We start from the raw sequence: 20257 nt of genomic DNA, 5'->3' as shown, positions 1-20257 counted from the left end.
AGTGGCGAATGGGTACGACTATAGGATTGCGACGACCTTGTGATGAGCGAAAGAGAAAAGAGCCCGGCGACTGTGCGCGCAAGCATCATCAGGCTGGGGACATCGCCCCAGACGACCCGTTTTCTGAAAGCAGTCGATACCGATTGCCACGAAGTTTCCGCCCTGAATTTTTCTTTTACGCCCGCTCATCTGCGGCAATTGACTTCGTCGGTCAACACCTCGGATCAGCTTTCGTATTCATATTACTATTTTGCCGAGCGGCGCCTTGTCAAGTAAAGCATCAGGGTGATCCGTTCGCCCACGAAGAAAAATTTCAATATGATTTTCTATTGAAATATAACGCGAATTTCTCGTTTTCTCAGATTTTCGACACCCAACAACATAAGAAACTGCTTAGGGAGCTCTTTTCAAAGATAATACTATATGCTCATATCACCCTCGTCATAGCCAATTCATCTCTGGGAGGATATAAGATGAAATTAGCACTCGCGGCGGTCACCGTCGCTCTTTCCGCTTGTCTGGCATCAGGCGTATCAGCAAAATCTCTCACCGTTGGCTTCTCGCAGATCGGCTCCGAATCCGGTTGGCGCGCCGCTGAAACGACAGTGACCAAGCAGCAGGCCGAAAAACGCGGCGTCACGCTGAAATTTGCCGATGCGCAGCAGAAGCAGGAAAACCAGATCAAGGCCGTACGCGGCTTTATCGCACAGGGAGTCGATGCGATCTTCATCGCACCCGTCGTCGCAACCGGCTGGGATGCCGTTCTGAAAGAAGCCAAGGAAGAGAAGATCCCCGTCATTCTTCTGGACCGTCAGATCGAGGCTCCAGACAGCCTTTACCTGACTGCTGTGACTTCCGATCAGGTCCATGAAGGCAAGGTTGCTGGCGAATGGCTGGCCAAGGATGTCGGCTCCAAGGACTGCAAGGTGGTCGAGCTTCAAGGCACCACCGGTTCTTCGCCTGCCATCAACCGCAAGAAGGGCTTTGAAGAAGGCATCGCATCGCATGCCAACATCAAGATCGTTCGTTCGCAGACCGGCGACTTTACGCGCACCAAGGGCAAGGAAGTCATGGAAAGCTTCATCAAGGCTGAAGGCGGCGGCAAGGATATCTGCGCAGTATACGCCCACAATGACGACATGGCCGTTGGCGCAATCCAGGCCATCAAGGAAGCTGGCCTGAAGCCGGGCACGGATATCAAGGTCGTGTCCATCGACGCCGTCCCTGACATCTTCAAGGCCATGGCTGCCGGTGAAGCAAATGCGACCGTTGAACTAACGCCAAACATGGCTGGCCCTGCCTTCGATGCGCTCGACGCGTATCTGAAGGACAAGAAAGAGCCTGCAAAGTGGATCCAGACAGAATCCAAACTCTACACCGCGTCAGATGACCCGATGAAGGTTTACGAGGAGAAGAAGGGACTTGGCTACTAAGCCGGTCTCCGCTTCTGGAACGGCGTGAACGCGCCGTTCCAACCTACTGTCCGTGCAGGAAACGATCATGTCCGAAACCAGCCCCCTTCTGGAAGCGCGCGCTATTGGAAAGTCCTTCCTTGGCATTCCCGCTCTGGATAATGTCGATATATCGCTCAACCGAGGTGAGGTTCATGCCCTTCTCGGTGAAAACGGTGCGGGGAAATCGACGCTCATCAAGATACTCACCGGCGTCTACAGCCGGGATCGCGGCACGATACGCCTGGAGGGAAACGAAATTTCCCCTGCGAATGTCGCGGAAGCACAAAACCTCGGCATTGGGACTGTCTATCAGGAGGTCAATCTTCTCGAGAACCTGACGGTTGCCGAAAACCTTTTTCTGGGCAGACAGCCGCGCCGCTTTGGCCTGATCGACAGACGCGAGATGCGCGTGAGATCGCAGGCGCTGCTCGCCCGTTACGGGCTCACAATCAATGTCGATGCGTTGCTCTCCAGCTATTCCGTCGCCATCCGCCAGATTATTGCCATCGCCCGCGCCGTTGATCTCTCCGGCAAGGTGCTGGTGCTGGACGAGCCGACCGCCAGCCTCGACAATCATGAAGTCGAGATGCTGTTTACGGTGCTGCGACAATTGCGGGCCGAGGGTCTTGGCATCATCATCATCACCCACTTCCTCAACCAGGTCTACGACATTGCCGACCGCGTAACCGTGCTGCGCAATGGCAAGCTTGTCGGCACCCGCACGATTTCCGAATTGCCGCGCGGCGAACTCATTTCCATGATGCTGGGCCGCGAGTTACAAAGCGTGACCCATGACCGCGAGGCGCCGGAAGCAACTGTTGTGGAAGGCGAAGCACCCATTCGCTTTACCGGTTATGGAAAACGCGGCAGCGTCGAGCCCTTCGATCTCGATGTGCGCCCCGGTGAAGTCGTCGGCATCGCCGGTCTCTTGGGCTCTGGCCGCAGCGAGACGGCTTTCCTTCTGTTCGGCATCGACAAGCCGGATGGCGGACAGGCCAGCATCGATGGCAAGACGGTCGCCATCACCTCGCCGGAAGCCGCCATCGAGAACGGCTTCGGCTTTTGCCCGGAAGAGCGTAAGACGGATGGCATCATCGGTGATTTTTCCGTGGCCGATAATATCGCCCTTGCCCTGCAAGCCAGACAGGGATGGATGCGTCCGCTTTCGCACAAGCAGAAAGCTGTATTGGCGGATGGCTTCATCAAATCACTGGATATTCGCCCGGCGGATCGTGAAAGGCCGATCAAGTTTCTCTCCGGCGGCAATCAGCAAAAGGCCATCCTAGCCCGTTGGCTGGCTACCGATCCGCGCCTTCTCATTCTCGATGAGCCCACACGCGGCATCGATATCGGAGCGCATGCGGAAATCCTGAAAATGATCGAGCGTCTCTGTTCCCAAGGCATGTCGCTCATCGTCATATCGTCGGAGCTTGAAGAACTGACGGCTGTCGCACACCGCGTCATCGTTCTCTCCGACCGCCGCCATGTGGCCGAACTCAAGGGCGAAGACGTCACCGCCGACAATATCATGCAGGCCATTGCCAGTGCGGCCAGAACGGAGGCCGCGTAATGAATGTGATCACTCACCGCCTGAAACGGCTGGCACCGCAGCTTGCAGCGCTCGTCATCATTCTCGCAGCTATCGCCGCGATTTCGCCCGGCTTTCTGAACGTCTCGCTCCAGAACGGGCGACTCTATGGCAGCGTCATCGACATTCTGGTGCGCGCCGCACCCGTCGCCCTGCTGACCATCGGCATGACATTGGTGATTGCCACCAAGGGCATAGACCTTTCCATCGGCGCCGTGATTGCCATCTGCGGTGCGGTTGCGGCGATGCTGATCAGCGGAGGTCATTCGATCCCGGTCGTCATTGCCGTATCGCTGGCTGTCGGCATTGTTTGCGGCATCTGGAACGGCATTCTCGTCGCCATCCTCGACATCCAGCCGATCATTGCGACACTCATTCTGATGGTCGCGGGGCGCGGTATTGCGCAGCTGATTACCGAAGGCGTTATTCTGACCTTTAACAATGACAGCTTTTCCGCCCTGGGTTCCGGCTCGTTTGCGGGCATTCCAATGCCCATCGTCATCTGGGTTTTCACCGCCTTGCTGATCGGCATTCTCGTGCGCAAATCGGCACTCGGCTTCCTCATCGAAGCAACCGGCGTCAACCGGCGTGCCGCAGCGCTGGCGGGTGTACGAGCCCGCTTCCTGCTGTTCTTCGTCTATGCCGTCTCGGGCCTCTGCGCCGCCGTTGCGGGCATGATTGTAACTGCCGACATCCGAGGCGCGGACGCCAACAATGCTGGGCTGTGGCTGGAACTGGATGCCATTCTGGCCGTGGTCATCGGCGGCACATCGCTGAATGGCGGGCGTTTCTCTATTACCGCATCGCTCATCGGTGCCTTGATCATCCAGACAATCAACACCGGTATTCTCGTGTCCGGCTTTCCGCCGGAGTTCAACCTCATCATCAAGGCAGGCATCATCATCGTCGTGCTGACATTGCAATCCCCGGCCATTGGCACCGTCATCGGCTTTGCCAGATCGCGCAAACCTGATGGACCTGCTCCGCACGCCAAACCCGTGAACCATGAGGGAGCCGCGCGATGATCCACACCCGCAATCTACCCTTCCTGACCACGCTCGCGGTCTTCATCGTCGCCTATGCGCTCTGCGTCATGCAATATCCCGCGATGTTTTCGACCCGCGTGGTCGGCAATCTTCTGACGGACAACGCTTTTCTCGGCATCGCCTCCGTCGGCATGACCTTCGTCATTCTGTCGGGCGGTATCGACCTCTCCATCGGTTCGGTCATTGCCTTTGCCAGCGTGTTCGTGGCCGTGCTGGTCGGCACATACAATGTTCACCCGCTGGTGGCCTTTGCCGCGGTGCTGGTCATCTCAACGCTGTTCGGTTGCCTGATGGGCGCGATGATCCGGTTTCTGACCATACCGCCCTTCGTGGTAACGCTGGCGGGCATGTTTCTGGCACGCGGCGCGGCCTACCTTATCTCCACGGATTCAGTGCCAATCTCGCACCCCGTTATTGATGCGATCCAGGGCTTTTACTTCCGCTTTCCCGGCGGCGGGCGGCTGACGGCGCTGGCCATTTTGATGCTGATCGTTTTTGCCGTTGGCATCTTCGTAGCAAGCCGCACGCGCTTCGGTGCCAATATCTATGCGCTGGGCGGCAACCAGCAATCGGCGGAACTGATGGGCGTTCCCATCGGCAAGACGATCATCGGCATCTATGCCCTCTCGGGCTTTCTCTCCGGTCTGGCGGGCATCGTCTACACGCTTTACACATCGTCTGGCTATTCGCTGGCGACGGTTGGTGTGGAGCTGGATGCCATCGCAGCCGTGGTTATCGGCGGCACCTTGCTAACGGGCGGCACGGGGCTGGTGGCGGGAACCTTCATCGGCCTGCTGATTCAGGGGCTGATCCAGACCTATATCGTTTTCGAAGGCACGCTGTCCTCCTGGTGGACGAAAATCGTGATCGGCATACTATTGTTCATATTCATCGTGTTGCAACGCACAATCATCTGGTATTCAAACAGACGATTGACCGGGGGACATCCGGCGTAAACGGAAGCGGAGAGTTTGTTGGGGCTGCTGGAAACGACGATTACCGGACGAAAGCGGCGTAGCAGCCACGCGCATGTCGTGGCTGAACTCGGTAGCGCCATTGTCTCAGGCCGCATCCCCGAGGGATCGCTTCTGCCGAACGACGCAGAACTTTCCTTGCGCTTTGGCGTCTCGCGCACCGTGCTGCGGGAAACGATGAAGACGCTGGCTGCCAAGCGCCTTGTCGAGCCGAAAGCCAAGGTCGGCACCCGTGTTCTGGAAAAATCCAGCTGGAATTTTTTCGATCCCGACGTTCTGGGCTGGCGCTGCGACGCAGGACTGGACCCTGAATTCATCAATCATCTGGCCGATATCCGCTTGGCTCTCGAGCCCGCAGCCGCGGCGGCAGCAGCCCGCCATGCCTCCAGCGAAGACATCGTCTCGCTCTACACCATCGCCGCACAGTTCGATAATGTGAACCACACCCCGGAGACCATCGCCAAGGTCGATCTGGAGTTTCACCTGGCTGTCGCCCGCATTTCCGGCAACCCCTTCATGCGCTCTGCCAGCGGGTTGATCGAAGCGGCGCTGGCCATTTCCTTCCAGCTCTCGTCGCCCGCGTCTTCACCCGAGACGATTTCGGAAATCGCCTCCAACCATCTGCGCATCGTCCACGCGATTGCCGCCCGCGATGAAGCTGCTGCCATCAAAGCCATGCGGCAGGTGATATTAGTGGGCAAGGACCGGATAAAGAACGCGATTTCAGAGTGAAGTTCCGGGGCACCCGATAGCTCAATGAAAATTGCGGCCTTTGACGGTGATGTGGTCGCCTCCATCTCCCTGCATATCCGATCGTTTCGGCAGTCGGCGTCGGTCTTCCGGTGGAATGCCATGGTGAAACTCATCGCCGCGACCATGCGGCAGCGGAAAGGGCCCTTCCCGCTCGCCAACGCTTCTCAGCACATCGGAAAGATCAGTCACCCGATGGGCCACCAGATGCACGACTTCACCCTCACGCTGGATTTTGCCGTAGATGCCGACCATGCCAGCCGATAGAATAACACGACGATACTTCTCGAAGGTTTTGACCCAGACGACGGCGTTGGCGATACCCGTCTCGTCCTCCAGCGTCATGAAGATGACGCCCTTGGCCGAACCCGGTCGCTGACGCACCAGCACCAGCCCCGCGAGCTCCAGCCAGCGCCCGTCTTTCGCGCCAACGGCCTGCGCGCAAGTCGAAATGCGCCGCTTTGAAAGATCATCCCGCAGAAACGCCATGGGGTGCTCGCGCAAGGTCAGTCCGACATGTCCATAATCCTGCACCACCTCCCCACCCGCCGTCATGGGCCGCAGGGCAACATCCGGCTCTCTCAGTTCAGCAATGACGCTATTCTGACGCGTCGCGGCCGCGGCAAACAAGGGCAGTGGTTCATCCCGCAAGGCCTTGATGGCCCAGAGAGCCTGACGGCGGGAAAGACCAAGCGATGGCAAAAAGGCGTCCGCTTCCGCAAGGGCGATTAAAGCATCGACCGGAATACCCGCCCTACGCCAAAGATCATCGATGGATACAAATGGACGGTCTTCACGGCACGCGATGATATCGCCTGCGCGCTTGTTGGACAGCCCTTTGACCAGACACATGCCGAGCCGCACCGCATTGCGCTCCGGTCCGACTTTTTCTTCCAGCGCACAATCCCAGCGACTGGTGTTGATACAGACCGGGCGCACGACAACACCGTGATTTTGCGCATCGCGGACCAGTTGCGCCGGTGCATAGAAGCCCATGGGCTGGGAGTTCAGCAAAGCGACGCAGAAAATATCCGGGTGATGGCATTTCACCCATGCGGATGCGTAGGCGATCAGTGCGAAGGAGGCGGCATGGCTTTCAGGGAAACCGTAACTACCGAAGCCTTGAATCTGTGCGAAAAGCCGCTCCGCAAACTCTCGATCAAAGCCGTTCTCTATAAGTCCGCCAATGAGTTTTTCTTTAAAGTTTGCAATTGTCCCAACGTTCTTGAACGTTGCCATGGCTCTTCGAAGTTGGTCGGCTTCGCTAGGCTTAAAGTTGGCACATTCGATTGCGATGCGCATGGCATGCTCTTGGAACAGCGGGACACCGAGCGTTTTGTGAAGGACTTCCTTGAGCTTGGGATGCTCGTACTCGATTGTCTTTCCCTGAGCCTTTTCAGCACGCCGCTTGAGATAGGGATGCACCATATTCCCCTGAATCGGACCAGGCCTCACAATCGCTACCTGAATGACCAGATCATACAGTTCTTGCGGTCTCAGTCTCGGTAGCATCGACATCTGCGCACGACTTTCAATCTGAAATGTGCCGATGGTATCGGCCTGACAGATCATGGCATAGGTCGGCTTGTCACCCTTCTCTATGCTGGTCAGTCCGAATGTTTTGCCCTTACGTTCTGTCAACAATTCGAACGCACGGCGCATACACGACAGCATGCCGAGTGCCAGGCAATCCATCTTCATGAAATCCACGACTTCGATATCATCCTTGTCCCATTCGATGATCCGTCGGTCATCCATGGCGGCGGGTAAGATGGGAACGAGTTCGTCCAGACGGTCATGGGTCAACACGAAGCCACCCGGATGCTGGCTGTGATGGCGCGGTGTGCCAATGAGTTGGCGGGCAAGATCAAAGGCCAGCTTCACGCGGAGGTCATTCAGGTTGATGTTGAGGTCTTTGGCCTCCTTTTCCCCCGCATCCTCCGTCCACCACCAGATTTGCGAGGACATAAGCTTGGTCAAATCTTCCGGCAGCCCCAGCACCTTGCCGACATCCCGGATGGCGCCTTTGCCACGATAACGGCTGATGACGGAACACAGCGCTGCCTTGTCATGCCCATAGTGATTGTAAATCCACTGGATGATCTCCTCGCGTCGCTGATGTTCGAAATCGACATCGATGTCGGGCGGCTCGTCCCGGTCTTCGGAGACAAAACGTTCGAACAGAAGGTCGCTCTCCTTGGGATCGATGGCGGTGATGCCGAGCACAAAACAAACGGCGGAATTGGCCGCAGAGCCACGACCCTGGCACAGAATCTCCATTTCCCGAGCTTGACGAACGATGGCGTTAACGGTGAGAAAATAAGGAGCGTATTTCTTCTTGGCGATGATCGCCAGTTCGTGCTTGAGGGTCTTTTCCACCTTCTCAGGCAAACCATCCGGATATCGTCCCGGCACCTCGTCCCATACATATTTTTCCAGTGCTTCTTGCGCGGTTAAGCCCGGCAGGATGTTTTCTTCTGGATATTGGTATTGCAATTCTTTGAGCGAGAATTTGCAGCGCCTTACAATCTCCAGCGTTCGACGCAAAGCGAAGGGGTAAGCGGAAAACAGCCGGTGCATTTCCTGTGGTGGTTTCAGGTAGCGGTCGGCATGCCGCTCGCGCCTGAAACCGGCATCATCAATGGTGCAGTTGTGGCGGATGCAGGTGACGACATCCTGTAACATGCGCCGTTCCGGTTCGTGAAACAGCACATCATTGGTGACGACGGTGGCAACGCCGATGCGCTCTGCCATGAACGAGAGATCATAAAGCCGGACATGATCGTTCGGTCGACGGCGCAGGCTCATCGCCACATAGGCGCGGTCCCCGAAATCCGCTTTCAGCCGACGCAGCCGAATGGATAGGGTTTCATCCACAAGGTCTGGCAAGAGGATAACCAGCAATCCCTCACCATAAGCGACCAGATCGCTCCATGTGAGGTCGCAATTTCTGTTGGTGGGGTCTCTCTTGCCATGGGTGAGCAGACGGCAAAGGCGGGCATAGGCAGCGCGGTCTGTTGGGTAGACCAGCACCGAGATATCCTCCGCCAGATCAAGCCTGCATCCGATAACGAGCCGGACACCGGTCTTTTCCGCAGCTTGGTACGCGCGCGGGATGCCTGCCAGGCTGTTGCGATCCACGATGCCGAGTGCTTCTATGCCAAGGGCTTTCGCCTGGGCGAACAAATCTTCGCAAGAGCTGACTCCCCGTAAAAACGAGAAATGCGACGTCACCTGGAGTTCGGCGTATTGGGCGCTCATCCGAAAAACCCGTGCAGGAACCAGCCTTGAGACCCGGTATTGGCGTGTTCGCCATCACCGGAGCGGAAAATCCAGAAGCGCTCGCCGACTTCATCTTCCACGGTGAAATAATCGCGGACTGCTGCCTGCTCGCGGTCGCGTTTCCACCATTCGCCGAAGACCCGTTCCGGCCCATCGGCGCGTTTCACCAGACGGCGGACGCCGCGCCAGGTAAAGCTTTTGGGTGGATGGTCCGGCAGCAGCGCCATGGTCTGTATTGGTTCCGGGCGGGCAAGCAAACGGACGGGGCGTGGCCAGTGATCCGGCCAGCCGAGGGGATCATCGGCAGATTGGGCGGCAACGATCTGGACGGAGCGTTCGGGCACGTCGCTGGCGACAGCCGCGTAACGGTAGACCTTGTGGCCACGGTTGATGATGACATCGACGGTTTCACCGATATCGGCCTTCGCATCATCCAGCAGTGTGGAACGCACTTGCCCCACCACCAGCGTTTCGGCGTGAGTGGCCGTCAGGGTCATTTTTTCAATGCCGAAACCGGGATTGATCGTGTCGATCCGGTCGCTCAACAGGCGGGTCAGTTGCTTGACGTCGCGAACCGGCTTGGAGGTTCCAGCGCGGATGGCCTGAACGCCACTATCGACCCGGTGCAGCACCAAATCGACGCGGCGAGCACCAAGGCCACGCTTTTCCAGCCTAAGACAAAGCTGGCGCACGAGCTTTTCGGTGTAGCGCGCAATGGTCTCGGCCGCGGAAATGGGTTCGGCAAAAAATCTGAAAGCCTCGACCAGTTCCGGCACGCGGATCGGCTCGATGGGTTCCGACAGCAGGCCATGGGCCTGATCCAGCCTGCGCCCGACCTGCGGGCCGAACCGCAGGGTGAGTGGTGCCCGCGCCGTGGCCATGAGGTCTGCGATCTGGCGAAAGCCCAGCACTTTCAGATCAGCCAATATTCTTGTCTCAAGGCGCAGTGCTGCCAAAGGCAGAGCAGCGAGTGCCGCGGTGGAGCCGTTTTGCGGCACGATGGTCACGGGCTCTTTTCCGAAACGGGCCAGCGCGTGCGCCGCACCCCAGCTATCGGCAATCGCGGCACGCGCCGTAAAGCCGAGCCCATGCAGGCGGTTGACCATACCGGTCAACATCATCAGCTCATTGCCGTGCAGATGGTCTGCCCCGGTGGTATCCAGTACCAGACCGTCGGGCGCATCAGGCGCGACGATGGGCGCGTAAATGCGCAGGAACCAGAAGGCGAGATCGCGCAGTGCTTTGGCATCGTCGGCTGCCTGCAAGTCTTCCACGATGAGGCCGGGAATGATGGCCTGCGCCTTGCTGACCGGCATGCCGAGCCGCAGGCCCACTGCCGCAGCCGCCACATCCTGCGCGGCGATAACGCGGCGGCTTCCCTGACGACCGATCATCACGACTGGCCTATCAAGCGGTGGCGCCTGCTTGCCAAGCGTCCTGCGGTATCGGTCTGTCGACCATGTCGGCAGGTAGAGCGAGACGACCCTTTGCATCACAGGCTTCCACTTCAAAATTGGCACATTCGCCGCCGCGACACCTTAAAAGCTCTAAAGCCCAGCGCGCTCGACCCACCCCCTGCACGGGCAGAGGTGTGGAAGGCCGCACGGATATGCGCCAGCGCGTTACGGCAGCGGTCGGCTGTCCATACTCGACGGCGCCGGAGGAGTGACGCCAGCGCCGTACCGCAAGCCCGACCACACCGGATGTTTCCGCCGCCAGCTGCAATCGCCGCGACGTGGTCATCGGCAGTTTCGAGACCTCGCCAATGACGGCACCGAAGCCGTTGCAGCGCAGGCCCTCCTCGAAACAGTCCAGCACGCCCTTTTCATCGCGGCATTCCACGATGATCAACCGGTTTTGCGAAAGACCTGCCTGAGTAAGAGCAGGCATGAACAGATCTGGCCGCGTCACGCACCACAGGATCTTTCCTTTCACACGCGCGGCGATGCCTGCCGAAAACAGGGCTGAGGCCGCTCCATCCACGGCACCGTTGCCGGCACCGCTGACTTCGTGCAGGCTGCCGAGCTTCAACCCGCCACCCGGCAGATGATCATCGATGGGCTGAACCCCGAAGGGCAGATGGTCGTGGTGCCGGGCCGGACCCTGGGTGATCCGCTCCAGCCGCTCTCGCAATTCCTCCACAACAAGCTGTTCGGCGCGTTTATGCATGACACAAGACTTCTCAAGAGCATTCACGCTTGGACTGAAAATTACTTGTTCGCTTTTTGTTCTTATTTCAGAAAAGAGTCAAGAAGAGTCTTGTCTGGCTGTGGACAAGATAGGGACTGCAATGAGCCTCCCTCTTAGGGAGCCCCTATCGCCCGGCAATCGGGCGCATGGCAACGCGGGATAAAACGCTGTCGGTTGAGGTCACGCGCTGCGGAAGCGTCAGCTTTCCAGCGGCATAATACAGCAGGAACGAGCCGATCTGGTAGGCAAAGATGATATCGATTTCAACGAAGGATCGCACGACGAAAAGCGCGCACAGAGCAAACAGGATCAGCCCCTGCGGATCGTCTTTTTTCAACAGAATGGAGCGCAGGTGCCCCAAAAGCGTGCCGTAAAGCAAGATGACCAGAAGCGCCAATCCAACGAAGCCGTTTTCTACGACGGTTTCGATATAGGTGTTGTGAAAGTGAAAGCCGCTGCGCGTGGTGATGAAGAAATCATCCCACAGACGTTCGGCATCATAAAAACCCACCACCCAAAAGCCTTGATAGCCGACGCCCAAAATAGGAGAGGCTTTCGCGGCTTCGATGCCCTGTTGCCACAGATAGGTACGCCCTGTGAGCGTGGAATCCTTGCCAAAAATCCCGAGGATGGCATCGAGCAGACCGAATTGCAGCGATGCCACGACGAACAGGCTACCGACCCCAACAAGTGCCAGAAAGATCATCTTGCGATTGCCGGGATTGAGCATGTTCATGGGCAGAAACCCGATGATGAGCGCAACAACAGCCGCGGTTGTGATAACCGACGTTGCCGACTGCGATGCCAGCAGGCAATAGGCGGAAATCAGGCCTGTTACGCCAGCGACCCCAAGCCAGATGATGTCCCGCTGGCGCAGAACCAGCACGGAACTTGCGGCAAAGATCACGCCGAGGGAGGCGTAGAAGCCAAGCTGATTTTTCGAGGAGAAAGCACCGACGAAGCTCACCGTACCATCGAGTGCATCGAACAGATAAAGGCCGAACAGCAGCGAATACAGCAGGACGACAATGACACCGATCATCGCACCGCGCGTCAGCGTCGTGATCGAGATGACGCGCATGGCAATGAGCGCGCAGATGATATGCGTCATATACTGGATGGACGCGCGCATGGTGGTGGACATGGCGTCCGACCAGAAGCTGGACAGGATCGCCAGAATTCCGAAAGCGAAAATCCACAGATACTTGAAATAATTGCCGAGAACCTTGCGATAATCCACGAGCACAAGCGGCAGCCACACGCCGTAATAGGCGAGCACGGACACCATTCCGAACTTGGAGGAATAGGCAAAGACAAAGAATGACAGCGCAACGGCTGCCATTCCGTAAAGGCCGTTCTTATCGGGGTCGATCAGGGCCGATTTGGCAATCCGCATGCGGACCTCACTGCATCAGAACATCTGATGACACCTTTATCACATCGCCAGGCTGGATGGATGTGGTTTCATCAGCCTTGATTTCCTTCGACGCGCCGCCTTCTTCACGAACGATGACGTAGGTGATACTTGCCGACTTGCCCGAGGGATCAAAACGGATGGCTTCTGCCGATTGGGCCAGCGCCTCGGAAATCAGTTCACGGCTGGTGCCGAGTTGCAGGTTGAGCTTCTGCAATTCCGCTTCGGTATCCTGCAATTCCTTGGAGCGCTGGGCGACCCAATCATTGCGCAGGTTGATCTCGTCCTGCATCGCCTTGTTGATATCCTGCTTGGCACGCAGCGAAGACGTATCGATATCGAGAAGGGTGGACTCCACTTCGGCGGCACGCTCTTCGGCGGAAATCCGTCGCTGGGCAAGGGCAAGCCCCTGCTCGTTCAGTCGGTTGACCTTCTCTTTGTCTTCATTGGCCAGTTGAAGCTGACGGTTCTGGGTTTCAGACTTCTTTTGCAGGGATTCGACTTCCGTTTCCAGAAGCTGACGCAGATCGGTCAAAGCCTTCAGTTGAAGCGTGTAGCGTTCGCTCCGCGACTTCATGAGAGCGTTTTCACTCTCCAAGAGAGCGTCGATATTCAGGATTTTTTCCAGCGCAGGCGTTTTGGTTATTTCCTTGTCGCCCCTCACTTCCGCCTGAAGACGTGCCTGCCGCGCCAGAAGGCGTCCGCGCTGGTCATCATAGACAGCAGCATCGCCACGCGCGTTGATGAAATCGCGGGCGAAACGCTGACCGGCATCAGACCGGCGCAACCCGCCGGACAGGCTGACAGCCTTGAGAACGGTGAGATTGGGTGCGTAGGGATATTCGCCGGGGGTCTGAACGTCACCTGTCAGAAAAACAGGGCGGAATTGGGAGATTTCGACAGAGGCGGATGGCAGGTTGCGCAATGCAAACTTGCTTTGCAGCTGCGCTCCTATTTCTTCGCCAACTTCACCGGTGGTTTTGCCAGCCACATCGAGCTGCCCGATGAAAGGCAGGGATAGCGAACCAGATGCGCCAACGGAGTAATCACCGTTGATGACCTCCCAATTGCGGATGGTCCCGTCGGCAGGTTGCCACTCGGCAACGCGGATGCGCAGCTTGTCGGCTGTTCCAAGACGATATTGGTTGTCTTGAGCAAAAGCGTGGAGAGGGATTGATGCCAGCATCGTTGCGGCGACGAGAAGCGCAGGAACCTTGCGCAATGCAACATTCAAGGAAAATCCGGTGGCACTGCCAACCATATTACACTCCATGTTTACGACTGCATGCCGCAGTCGGAATACGACCAGCCTGAAAGCTGGTCGTAAATGCCACGTCTCGGTGGCCGCAATAAGTTTTGTCGCAAAACGTAAAACGTCAAGTTTGGTTCAATAACTGCCGCGCGACATGCAAACCGCAGGGATTGTTTTCGCGATAATGAAAACATCCTGCATCATCGACCAGTTGCGCACATATTGCGTATCATAGTCAACGCGCTCTTTGTAGGAAACGTCGTTACGACCGCTGATCTGCCAAAGGCCGGTCAGGCCTGGGCGGGTGCTAAGGTAGTATGACGCAGCGCTTTCGTAATAGTTCAGCTCTTCATCCACAACAGGACGTGGGCCAACCACACTCATTTCACCACGGATGATGTTGATGAGCTGTGGAAGTTCGTCAAGGCTGAGCTTGCGCAGAACGCTTCCGATCGCGGTGACGCGAGGGTCGTTCTTCAACTTGCGTGTTGCTTTCCATTCTTCGGCAGCTTCTGGGTTTGCAGCAAGATATTGCCGAAGGACCTCGTCACCGTTCATGACCATGGTACGGAACTTCAAGCAATGAAACATGCGTCCGTTATGGCCAACGCGGCGATGCCCGTAAAACGCAGGACCGCGGTCTGAAAATTTCACCAGAGCCATGATCATGAGAAAGATCGGGCTCAGGATGAGGATTGCTAGCAGGGCTGACGAAACGTCAAAGCTGCGTTTAGCGATTCCTCCGATCGGAAAGCTCATATCGGATTCATGTGAGCTACTAAGCGGCGAAACAGCCGATCTTGTCGCGGACTTCATAGAGAGGACTCCATTTATGTTTTGCGATGGTCGGTACCCGTTGGGCGCGTCAATTCGAGTTAGATCATTCAGCAATGCTGTGACGAGAATTTGGTGCTTTTGAATTTTTTGTGAGGCATGCCGCCTTAGTCTGCATGGGGTGTTCCCGCATAAATCCTCACAAATGCGGACTGCAAAGAGCGAAGACCGCAGTTCGAAGAACAAATACGGCTATTGGCAGCAGGGGTAGAATTCTTTCGTGTTACTTCATGTATTCATAGATTAACGTCACTATAAGTCTTCTTATAGTTTTCTCTGTAAAATGAGATTTTCGAAGTCACCGTTTGCCATTAAAAAGAAAAAACAAGCAAAAGAAGCTTTTGTGCACCGCAACAAAATTGCGGCGTCGCACACTCAAAAAGACAACAAATGTCTCGATTTTTATGAAGAAAAATTAATCTTGGCTCAAAAACAACGCCTTTACACTCCGAAAATGGACGCAATCATGACCCAAATAAGGCGAAAAAGTGGCGGTATGCATTTGCATAGCTGTTAAATATGGTCAGCGAGTTCTGACATAAGCCATTCAATCGTTTCAGTGATGATTTCACAGCGATTCTTCACCAATTTTCCAAAGTCGCTGAAACCTGCGCCATGCGAAAATGATACCCTAGCGCAGTAAATTGCACATTATTACGGCGTTACGCTGGGTCAGTCTGTCCGGTATCGTACACAACGCGAACGCAATACGGGTGACTATCATGATGAGCGAGAGGGGCTAAGGGTCGTTCAGGCATAAAAAAAGGCCGCCATCTTCATGGCGACCCTTTTGAACATAAATATGGAAGTTATTATGCAGCGTGCCGTTCGTGGCGACCTTCTTCGACTTCCTCGACAATCTTTGCCACGAAAGCGTCGAGGTCATCTGGCGAGCGGGATGTGATAATGCCCTTGTCGGTTACGACTTCTTCGTCCTTCCAGATACCGCCAGCATTCTTGATGTCGGTCTTGATCGAGCCGTAGGAGGTGACCTGACGGCCCTTGACGGCGTCGGCCTCAACCAGAAGCCAAGGCGCATGGCAGATGGCTGCGACCACCTTACCCGACTTGACGAAGTCGCGAACGATGCGCATCGCGTCTTCATTGGCTCTCAAGATATCCGGGTTGATCTGGCCACCCGGCAAAACCAATGCGTCGAAGTCTTCAACACGAACAGCCTTGGCGAGCAGATCGACGTCGATGCTGTCGCCCCAGTCCTTCTCATCCCAGCTCTTGATCTGGCCTTCTTCGATGGACGCGATCTTGACGTCCGCGCCCTGTTGCTTCAGCTGCTCATAGGGAACACGCAGTTCAGAACGTTCGTAACCATCTGTTGCCAGAATTACGATCTTTGCAGCGTTGATAGCTGTCATGGCTTTCTCCTTTAATAATTGGTTGGATGTGTCAGAAGCTCAGACGGCTTCGTCGGAATTGATGGACGGCAGGAAGAATTCCACGTCGTCTCTGCGTTCCTTGTCCAGCACCGCAATACGGTCCTGCCAGAAACGCTCGGCCTCCTCAGGCTCGGTGTCGTATTGACGAATGAAGGTCTTGTTGTCGTCACCTGACGGGTGCCGCCAAGGAGCATGTATTCTTCCGCAAGCTTACGCGTTTCGGTCTTTTCCATCTCTCGCTCCTTCGGCAGGGAGTTCATAGGTAGGAGAGCACCGGATGGGTGAGAAGCTCGGCTGCCATTTCGTTGGCCATCAGAAGAAAACGGAAAAATCCTGATGTTCTTCGGCACCATCATGTCCGTTTGACACGGTGGCTCTCCTGCCAAGTGAACGTAGCCCGGAAACAATGGTTCCTAAAAAAATCGTCGCTAATATATCAAGTGCCGAGATGTTCGATCTGACCAATGAGGCGTTCAGCAAGGAGCAGCGCGCTGCCGGTTGCTACGACCATTTGCGGCAGAACCAGCCATTCCAGCATCCACGCGGCTCCTGATCTTTCCTGCTCATGCACCATGGAGTGATGCAGGGCTGAAACCTGCACGGCATTGAAACGGGCAAGTGTTACCAGCGTTTCAGCGACAACAGGATTTTGCTTATGCGGCATGGCGGAGGAGCCGCCGCCGCCAGCGAGACGGATTTCTTTTCCCATTTCGGCAAGAAGCGCCACGTCCTGCCCGAGCTTACCGAGGGAACCAGTGATAAGAGCCAGGCAATGGCCTAGATCGGCAACAGCATCCCGTTGGCTCTGCCATTGTGCCGTATCCACAAGGCCTAGACGCTTGGCAAGCTCGGCTCGGACCGCAGCACCTTTATCACCAAATTTTTCGAGCGTTCCGGCAGCTCCACCGAATTGAACAGCAAAACCACGGTCACTGATATCAACAAGCTTGTCACGATGACGCGACAGCGGTTGCTGCCAACTCGCCACCCGGTCGGCAACCGTCATGGGGATAGCCGCCTGCATGCGTGTATAGCCCATAAGCGGGTTCGCACCATCTCGCGAGGTGATATCTTGCAGGCCGGAAACGCAGGACGACAGACGCGCTATGATAATCGCGGTTGCTGCCTTCAGGCGCAACATCAGACTCGTATCGATCACGTCCTGGCTGGTCGCACCGAAATGCACTTTGGTCGCGGCCTGTTCACCAACGGCCAAGCGCAGCTGTCGCACGAAGTCCGGAATGACAACGCCGTCCTTCGACACCCCTTCCCGCAACGAAGCGTAATCGATGACGGTGGTGGCAAGCGCTTCACCTATCCGTGCTGCATCTTCCGGCGATATGATACCGCACGCGGCTTGCGCCTCCGCAAGTTCCACTTCAAACCGCAGCATCGCCGCAACATCGGCCTCGGCGCTGAACAGAGCGGTGATATCAGCATCTGCGAAAAGGCCGCCCAGAAAGGGATGTTCGAAAGGGGAAAGGCTCATTCTACTCTCAAATATCGAAGAAGACGGTTTCGCCTTCGCTCTGGAGGCGAATGTCGAAACGGTATGTATTGCCGTCTTCCTTCTTCGCAATCAACGTTGGCAGACGCGGCTTGTGCTCGACGCGTGCCAGCACCGGATCGGTCGCATTCGCCTCTTCTTCTTCCGGGAAATACATGCGTGTGTGAAGGCCGATATTGATGCCACGCGCCACGATCCAGAAGGTGATGTGAGGCGCCATCCAGCGACCGTCCTTGAAGGGAACCTTGCCCGGCTTGATGGTTTCGAACACGAATTCGCCCGTGTCCATATTGCCGGGTGAACGGCCCCAGCCGGAGAAATTCTGGTCGGCCGTGCCGCGTGTTTCGCTCGGGCTGTTGTAAAAACCTTCGGCATCTGCCTGCCAAATCTCGATGAGAGCGTCTTTCAATGCGTTGCCAGCACCATCGTAAACGGTGCCGCGAATGGTGATCCGCTCGCCATTGGCACCTTCACTATAAAGAGCGCCCGATCCCAAATCCTGCGCGAACACGCCGTTGATGCCGACGAAATTTGGGGTGCAGCCGATGTGAACATAGGGACCGGCTGTCTGAGACGCACTTTCCTTGAAGTAGTGAAGCGGTTGAACCATGTCAGTTGCCCTCCGTGCGGTTTTCAAACAGGGTCGAGCGGCGCCCGCGCAGGACGATATCGAATTTGTAAGCGCGCATGTCCATCGGAATGGCCGATGTCATATCCAATGCAGCCACCAGCCGCTCGATGGCTGCCTTATCGGGAATGGTTTTGACGATTGGACATTGCCAGATCATCGGATCGCCTTCGAAATACATCTGGGTGATCAGACGCTGCGAAAAGCCGTGGCCGAACACGGAGAAGTGGATGTGAGCAGGGCGCCAGTCGTTGACGCCATTGGGCCATGGATAGGCGCCCGGTTGGATCGTCTTGAACCAATAATAGCCATCCGCATCGGTAATCGTGCGGCCAACGCCACCGAAGTTCGGATCGACCGGAGCCAGGTAGCTTTCTTTCTTGTGAAGGTAGCGACCGCCCGCATTGGCCTGCCAGAACTCCACCAGAGCGCCGTCGACACCCTTGCCACGCTCGTCCAGAACGCGGCCATGCACCAGAATGCGTGGACCGATGGGCAATTCGCCTGGGCGCGCGTAATTCAAGATAAGGTCGTTGTCGAGCGGATTGAGAAGACTGTGGCCAAAGACGGGGCCTGTGATTTCGCTTTTCGTGCCCTCCAGAGAAATAAGAGCCCGCTGCGGCGAACGCAGAATGGAGGTCTTGTATCCGGGTGCATAGGCAGGCGGATGAATGCTGTGATCTCTGGCGAAAAAAGGCCCGGTCTCTGGCGGCTTGTTGGTCATGGCTTGTCCTCCTGCGACAAAGCGTTTGCCCGCATTTCGGCAAGCGTCGTCTTTGCAATCTTGAAAGCATGGTTGGCGGCTGGAACACCAGCATAAATCGCCACATGCATCAGTGCTTCGCGAATGTCCTCCTCGCTCGCACCGGTATTGGCTGTGGCACGCACGTGCATGGCCACTTCTTCATCCTGACCGAGCGCGGCCAGCAGCGCGATGGTCACCATGGAGCGCTCACGTTTGGTCCACTGCTCACTAGACCAGACGTTGCCCCAGGCGGATTCGGTAATCAAGCGTTGAAAGGGTTCATCGAAAGGCGTCGATGCCGCTTGGGCGCGATCGACATGGGCGTTTCCCAGCACCTTGCGGCGGGTGGTCATGCCCTGTTCGAACCTGTCAAATTTTGTTGCTTCAGCCATGCGTCAAAGCTCCGGCAGGGATTTGAGAAAATGATCGACAACCGCCGCATAGGCGCGCGGCTGTTCCAGACACGGAATGTGTCCACAATGATCGATGATGGCCATACGGCTGCTTGGAATAAGGGACGACAGCGTGCGCACCAGATCAGGCGGCGTCGATCCATCGCCATCACCCGCAATGCACAGGGTCGGGACGGCAATTTTCGGCGCCTGTTCGGTATAGTCAGCGTCGCGGATAGCGGCGCAGGTCGCGGCATATCCGGCCTTGTTCTGCTGTATCAGCATATTGCGCGCACCAAGATACGTCGCATTCTCATGCGAACGAAACGCAGGTGTAAACCAACGCTCCATTACGCCGTCAACCAATGGGGCTATGCCATCGCGCTCGATAAGCCCGATGCGGTCGTTCCACATTTCCGCAGTGCCGATCTTGTGCGCCGTGTTGCTGAGAACGAGTGCGCTCACAAGATCAGGCCGCCGTGCATAAAGACGCTGGGCAATCAGCCCACCAACAGACAGACCCCAGATGAAGGCGTGTTTGACAGCGAGATGATCGAGCAGAGCTTCGAGATCATCGACGTGATCGTCTATGGAATAGGGCGTAACACCGACGTCGGACAGACCATTGCCGCGCTTGTCGTGTAGGACATAGGCATAACCATCGCCCAGTTCCGCCATGACGTCGTTCCAGATGCGGAAGTCCGTTCCCAACGAGTTAATAAACACGATGACGGGTTTTGCAGCGCCTAGAGCTATAGCCGAATAGTGTATGGTCCGCGCGCCGGACAACATAAATTGCATGAAACA

At 56.6% G+C, this 20257-nt stretch carries 18 protein-coding genes and 1 pseudogene; 6 read left to right on the top strand and 13 right to left on the bottom strand.

Going from position 1 to position 20257, the window contains the following annotated elements; genetic code table 11:
- The first annotated feature begins 42 nt into the window (after positions 1-42).
- The 6 genes from RRU01S_RS06140 (at position 43) to RRU01S_RS06115 (ending at position 5794) form a co-directional block, all read left to right on the top strand.
- Positions 43-276: a hypothetical protein gene (locus tag RRU01S_RS06140; RefSeq protein WP_045229341.1), complete on the top strand. Its 234-nt coding sequence runs from the start codon at positions 43-45 to the stop codon at positions 274-276.
- A gap of 197 nt (positions 277-473) precedes the next feature.
- On the top strand, positions 474-1433 hold the full coding sequence (ytfQ, locus tag RRU01S_RS06135; protein WP_045229340.1) for a galactofuranose ABC transporter, galactofuranose-binding protein YtfQ: 960 nt from the start codon (positions 474-476) through the stop codon (positions 1431-1433).
- Between the two features lie 67 nt (positions 1434-1500).
- Complete coding sequence (locus tag RRU01S_RS06130) at positions 1501-3024, top strand: sugar ABC transporter ATP-binding protein (protein WP_045229645.1); 1524 nt, start codon at positions 1501-1503, stop codon at positions 3022-3024.
- Complete coding sequence (locus RRU01S_RS06125) at positions 3024-4067, top strand: ABC transporter permease (protein WP_045229339.1); 1044 nt, start codon at positions 3024-3026, stop codon at positions 4065-4067. The genes RRU01S_RS06130 and RRU01S_RS06125 overlap by 1 nt, the downstream gene beginning before the upstream one ends.
- Complete coding sequence (gene yjfF / locus RRU01S_RS06120) at positions 4064-5044, top strand: galactofuranose ABC transporter, permease protein YjfF (protein ID WP_081880004.1); 981 nt, start codon at positions 4064-4066, stop codon at positions 5042-5044. The genes RRU01S_RS06125 and yjfF overlap by 4 nt, the downstream gene beginning before the upstream one ends.
- Before the next feature lie 18 nt (positions 5045-5062).
- Complete coding sequence (locus tag RRU01S_RS06115) at positions 5063-5794, top strand: FadR/GntR family transcriptional regulator (protein ID WP_045229338.1); 732 nt, start codon at positions 5063-5065, stop codon at positions 5792-5794.
- A gap of 21 nt (positions 5795-5815) precedes the next feature.
- Here RRU01S_RS06115 and RRU01S_RS06110 read toward each other — a convergent pair whose 3' ends face one another.
- From RRU01S_RS06110 to pcaD, 13 genes and pseudogenes are all read right to left on the bottom strand, one after another.
- Complete coding sequence (locus RRU01S_RS06110) at positions 5816-9073, bottom strand: error-prone DNA polymerase (RefSeq protein ID WP_045229337.1); 3258 nt, start codon at positions 9071-9073, stop codon at positions 5816-5818.
- Positions 9070-10587, bottom strand: coding sequence for a Y-family DNA polymerase (locus RRU01S_RS06105; RefSeq protein ID WP_045229336.1), 1518 nt, complete (start codon positions 10585-10587; stop codon positions 9070-9072). The genes RRU01S_RS06110 and RRU01S_RS06105 overlap by 4 nt, the downstream gene beginning before the upstream one ends.
- Positions 10502-11263 carry an ImuA family protein gene (locus RRU01S_RS06100; protein WP_045229335.1) on the bottom strand — a complete coding sequence of 254 codons (762 nt, stop codon included), beginning with the start codon at positions 11261-11263 and terminating at the stop codon, positions 10502-10504. The genes RRU01S_RS06105 and RRU01S_RS06100 overlap by 86 nt, the downstream gene beginning before the upstream one ends.
- Before the next feature lie 145 nt (positions 11264-11408).
- Positions 11409-12680 (bottom strand): O-antigen ligase family protein, encoded by a 1272-nt coding sequence (locus RRU01S_RS06095; protein ID WP_045229334.1) that lies wholly within the window; start codon positions 12678-12680, stop codon positions 11409-11411.
- Positions 12681-12687: 7 nt separating this feature from the next.
- Positions 12688-13884: a polysaccharide biosynthesis/export family protein gene (locus RRU01S_RS06090; RefSeq protein ID WP_412674279.1), complete on the bottom strand. Its 1197-nt coding sequence runs from the start codon at positions 13882-13884 to the stop codon at positions 12688-12690.
- A 201-nt stretch (positions 13885-14085) separates the two neighbouring features.
- Positions 14086-14766 carry a sugar transferase gene (locus tag RRU01S_RS06085; protein WP_045229332.1) on the bottom strand — a complete coding sequence of 227 codons (681 nt, stop codon included), beginning with the start codon at positions 14764-14766 and terminating at the stop codon, positions 14086-14088.
- Between the two features lie 830 nt (positions 14767-15596).
- Positions 15597-16157, bottom strand: coding sequence for a type 1 glutamine amidotransferase domain-containing protein (locus tag RRU01S_RS06075; RefSeq protein WP_045229330.1), 561 nt, complete (start codon positions 16155-16157; stop codon positions 15597-15599).
- Positions 16158-16196: 39 nt separating this feature from the next.
- A pseudogene (locus RRU01S_RS26435) lies at positions 16197-16411 on the bottom strand (hypothetical protein).
- Between the two features lie 203 nt (positions 16412-16614).
- Positions 16615-17667, bottom strand: coding sequence for a 3-carboxy-cis,cis-muconate cycloisomerase (locus tag RRU01S_RS06070; protein ID WP_045229329.1), 1053 nt, complete (start codon positions 17665-17667; stop codon positions 16615-16617).
- A gap of 7 nt (positions 17668-17674) precedes the next feature.
- The gene (gene pcaG, locus RRU01S_RS06065; protein ID WP_045229328.1) at positions 17675-18295 is read right to left on the bottom strand and encodes a protocatechuate 3,4-dioxygenase subunit alpha; all 621 of its coding nucleotides are present in this window, start codon (positions 18293-18295) and stop codon (positions 17675-17677) included.
- A gap of 1 nt (position 18296) precedes the next feature.
- The gene (gene pcaH / locus RRU01S_RS06060) at positions 18297-19037 is read right to left on the bottom strand and encodes a protocatechuate 3,4-dioxygenase subunit beta (protein WP_045229327.1); all 741 of its coding nucleotides are present in this window, start codon (positions 19035-19037) and stop codon (positions 18297-18299) included.
- Positions 19034-19450 (bottom strand): 4-carboxymuconolactone decarboxylase, encoded by a 417-nt coding sequence (gene pcaC, locus RRU01S_RS06055; RefSeq protein WP_045229326.1) that lies wholly within the window; start codon positions 19448-19450, stop codon positions 19034-19036. The genes pcaH and pcaC overlap by 4 nt, the downstream gene beginning before the upstream one ends.
- 3 nt (positions 19451-19453) lie before the next feature.
- Entirely contained in the window at positions 19454-20251 is a 798-nt protein-coding gene (pcaD, locus tag RRU01S_RS06050) for a 3-oxoadipate enol-lactonase (RefSeq protein WP_045229325.1), read from the bottom strand.
- Between the last annotated feature and the right edge of the window lie 6 nt (positions 20252-20257).

The sequence above is a fragment of the Agrobacterium rubi TR3 = NBRC 13261 genome (assembly GCF_000739935.1).
Lineage (GTDB): Bacteria > Pseudomonadota > Alphaproteobacteria > Rhizobiales > Rhizobiaceae > Agrobacterium > Agrobacterium rubi.
This window is presented reverse-complemented; position numbering and strand designations above follow the sequence as displayed.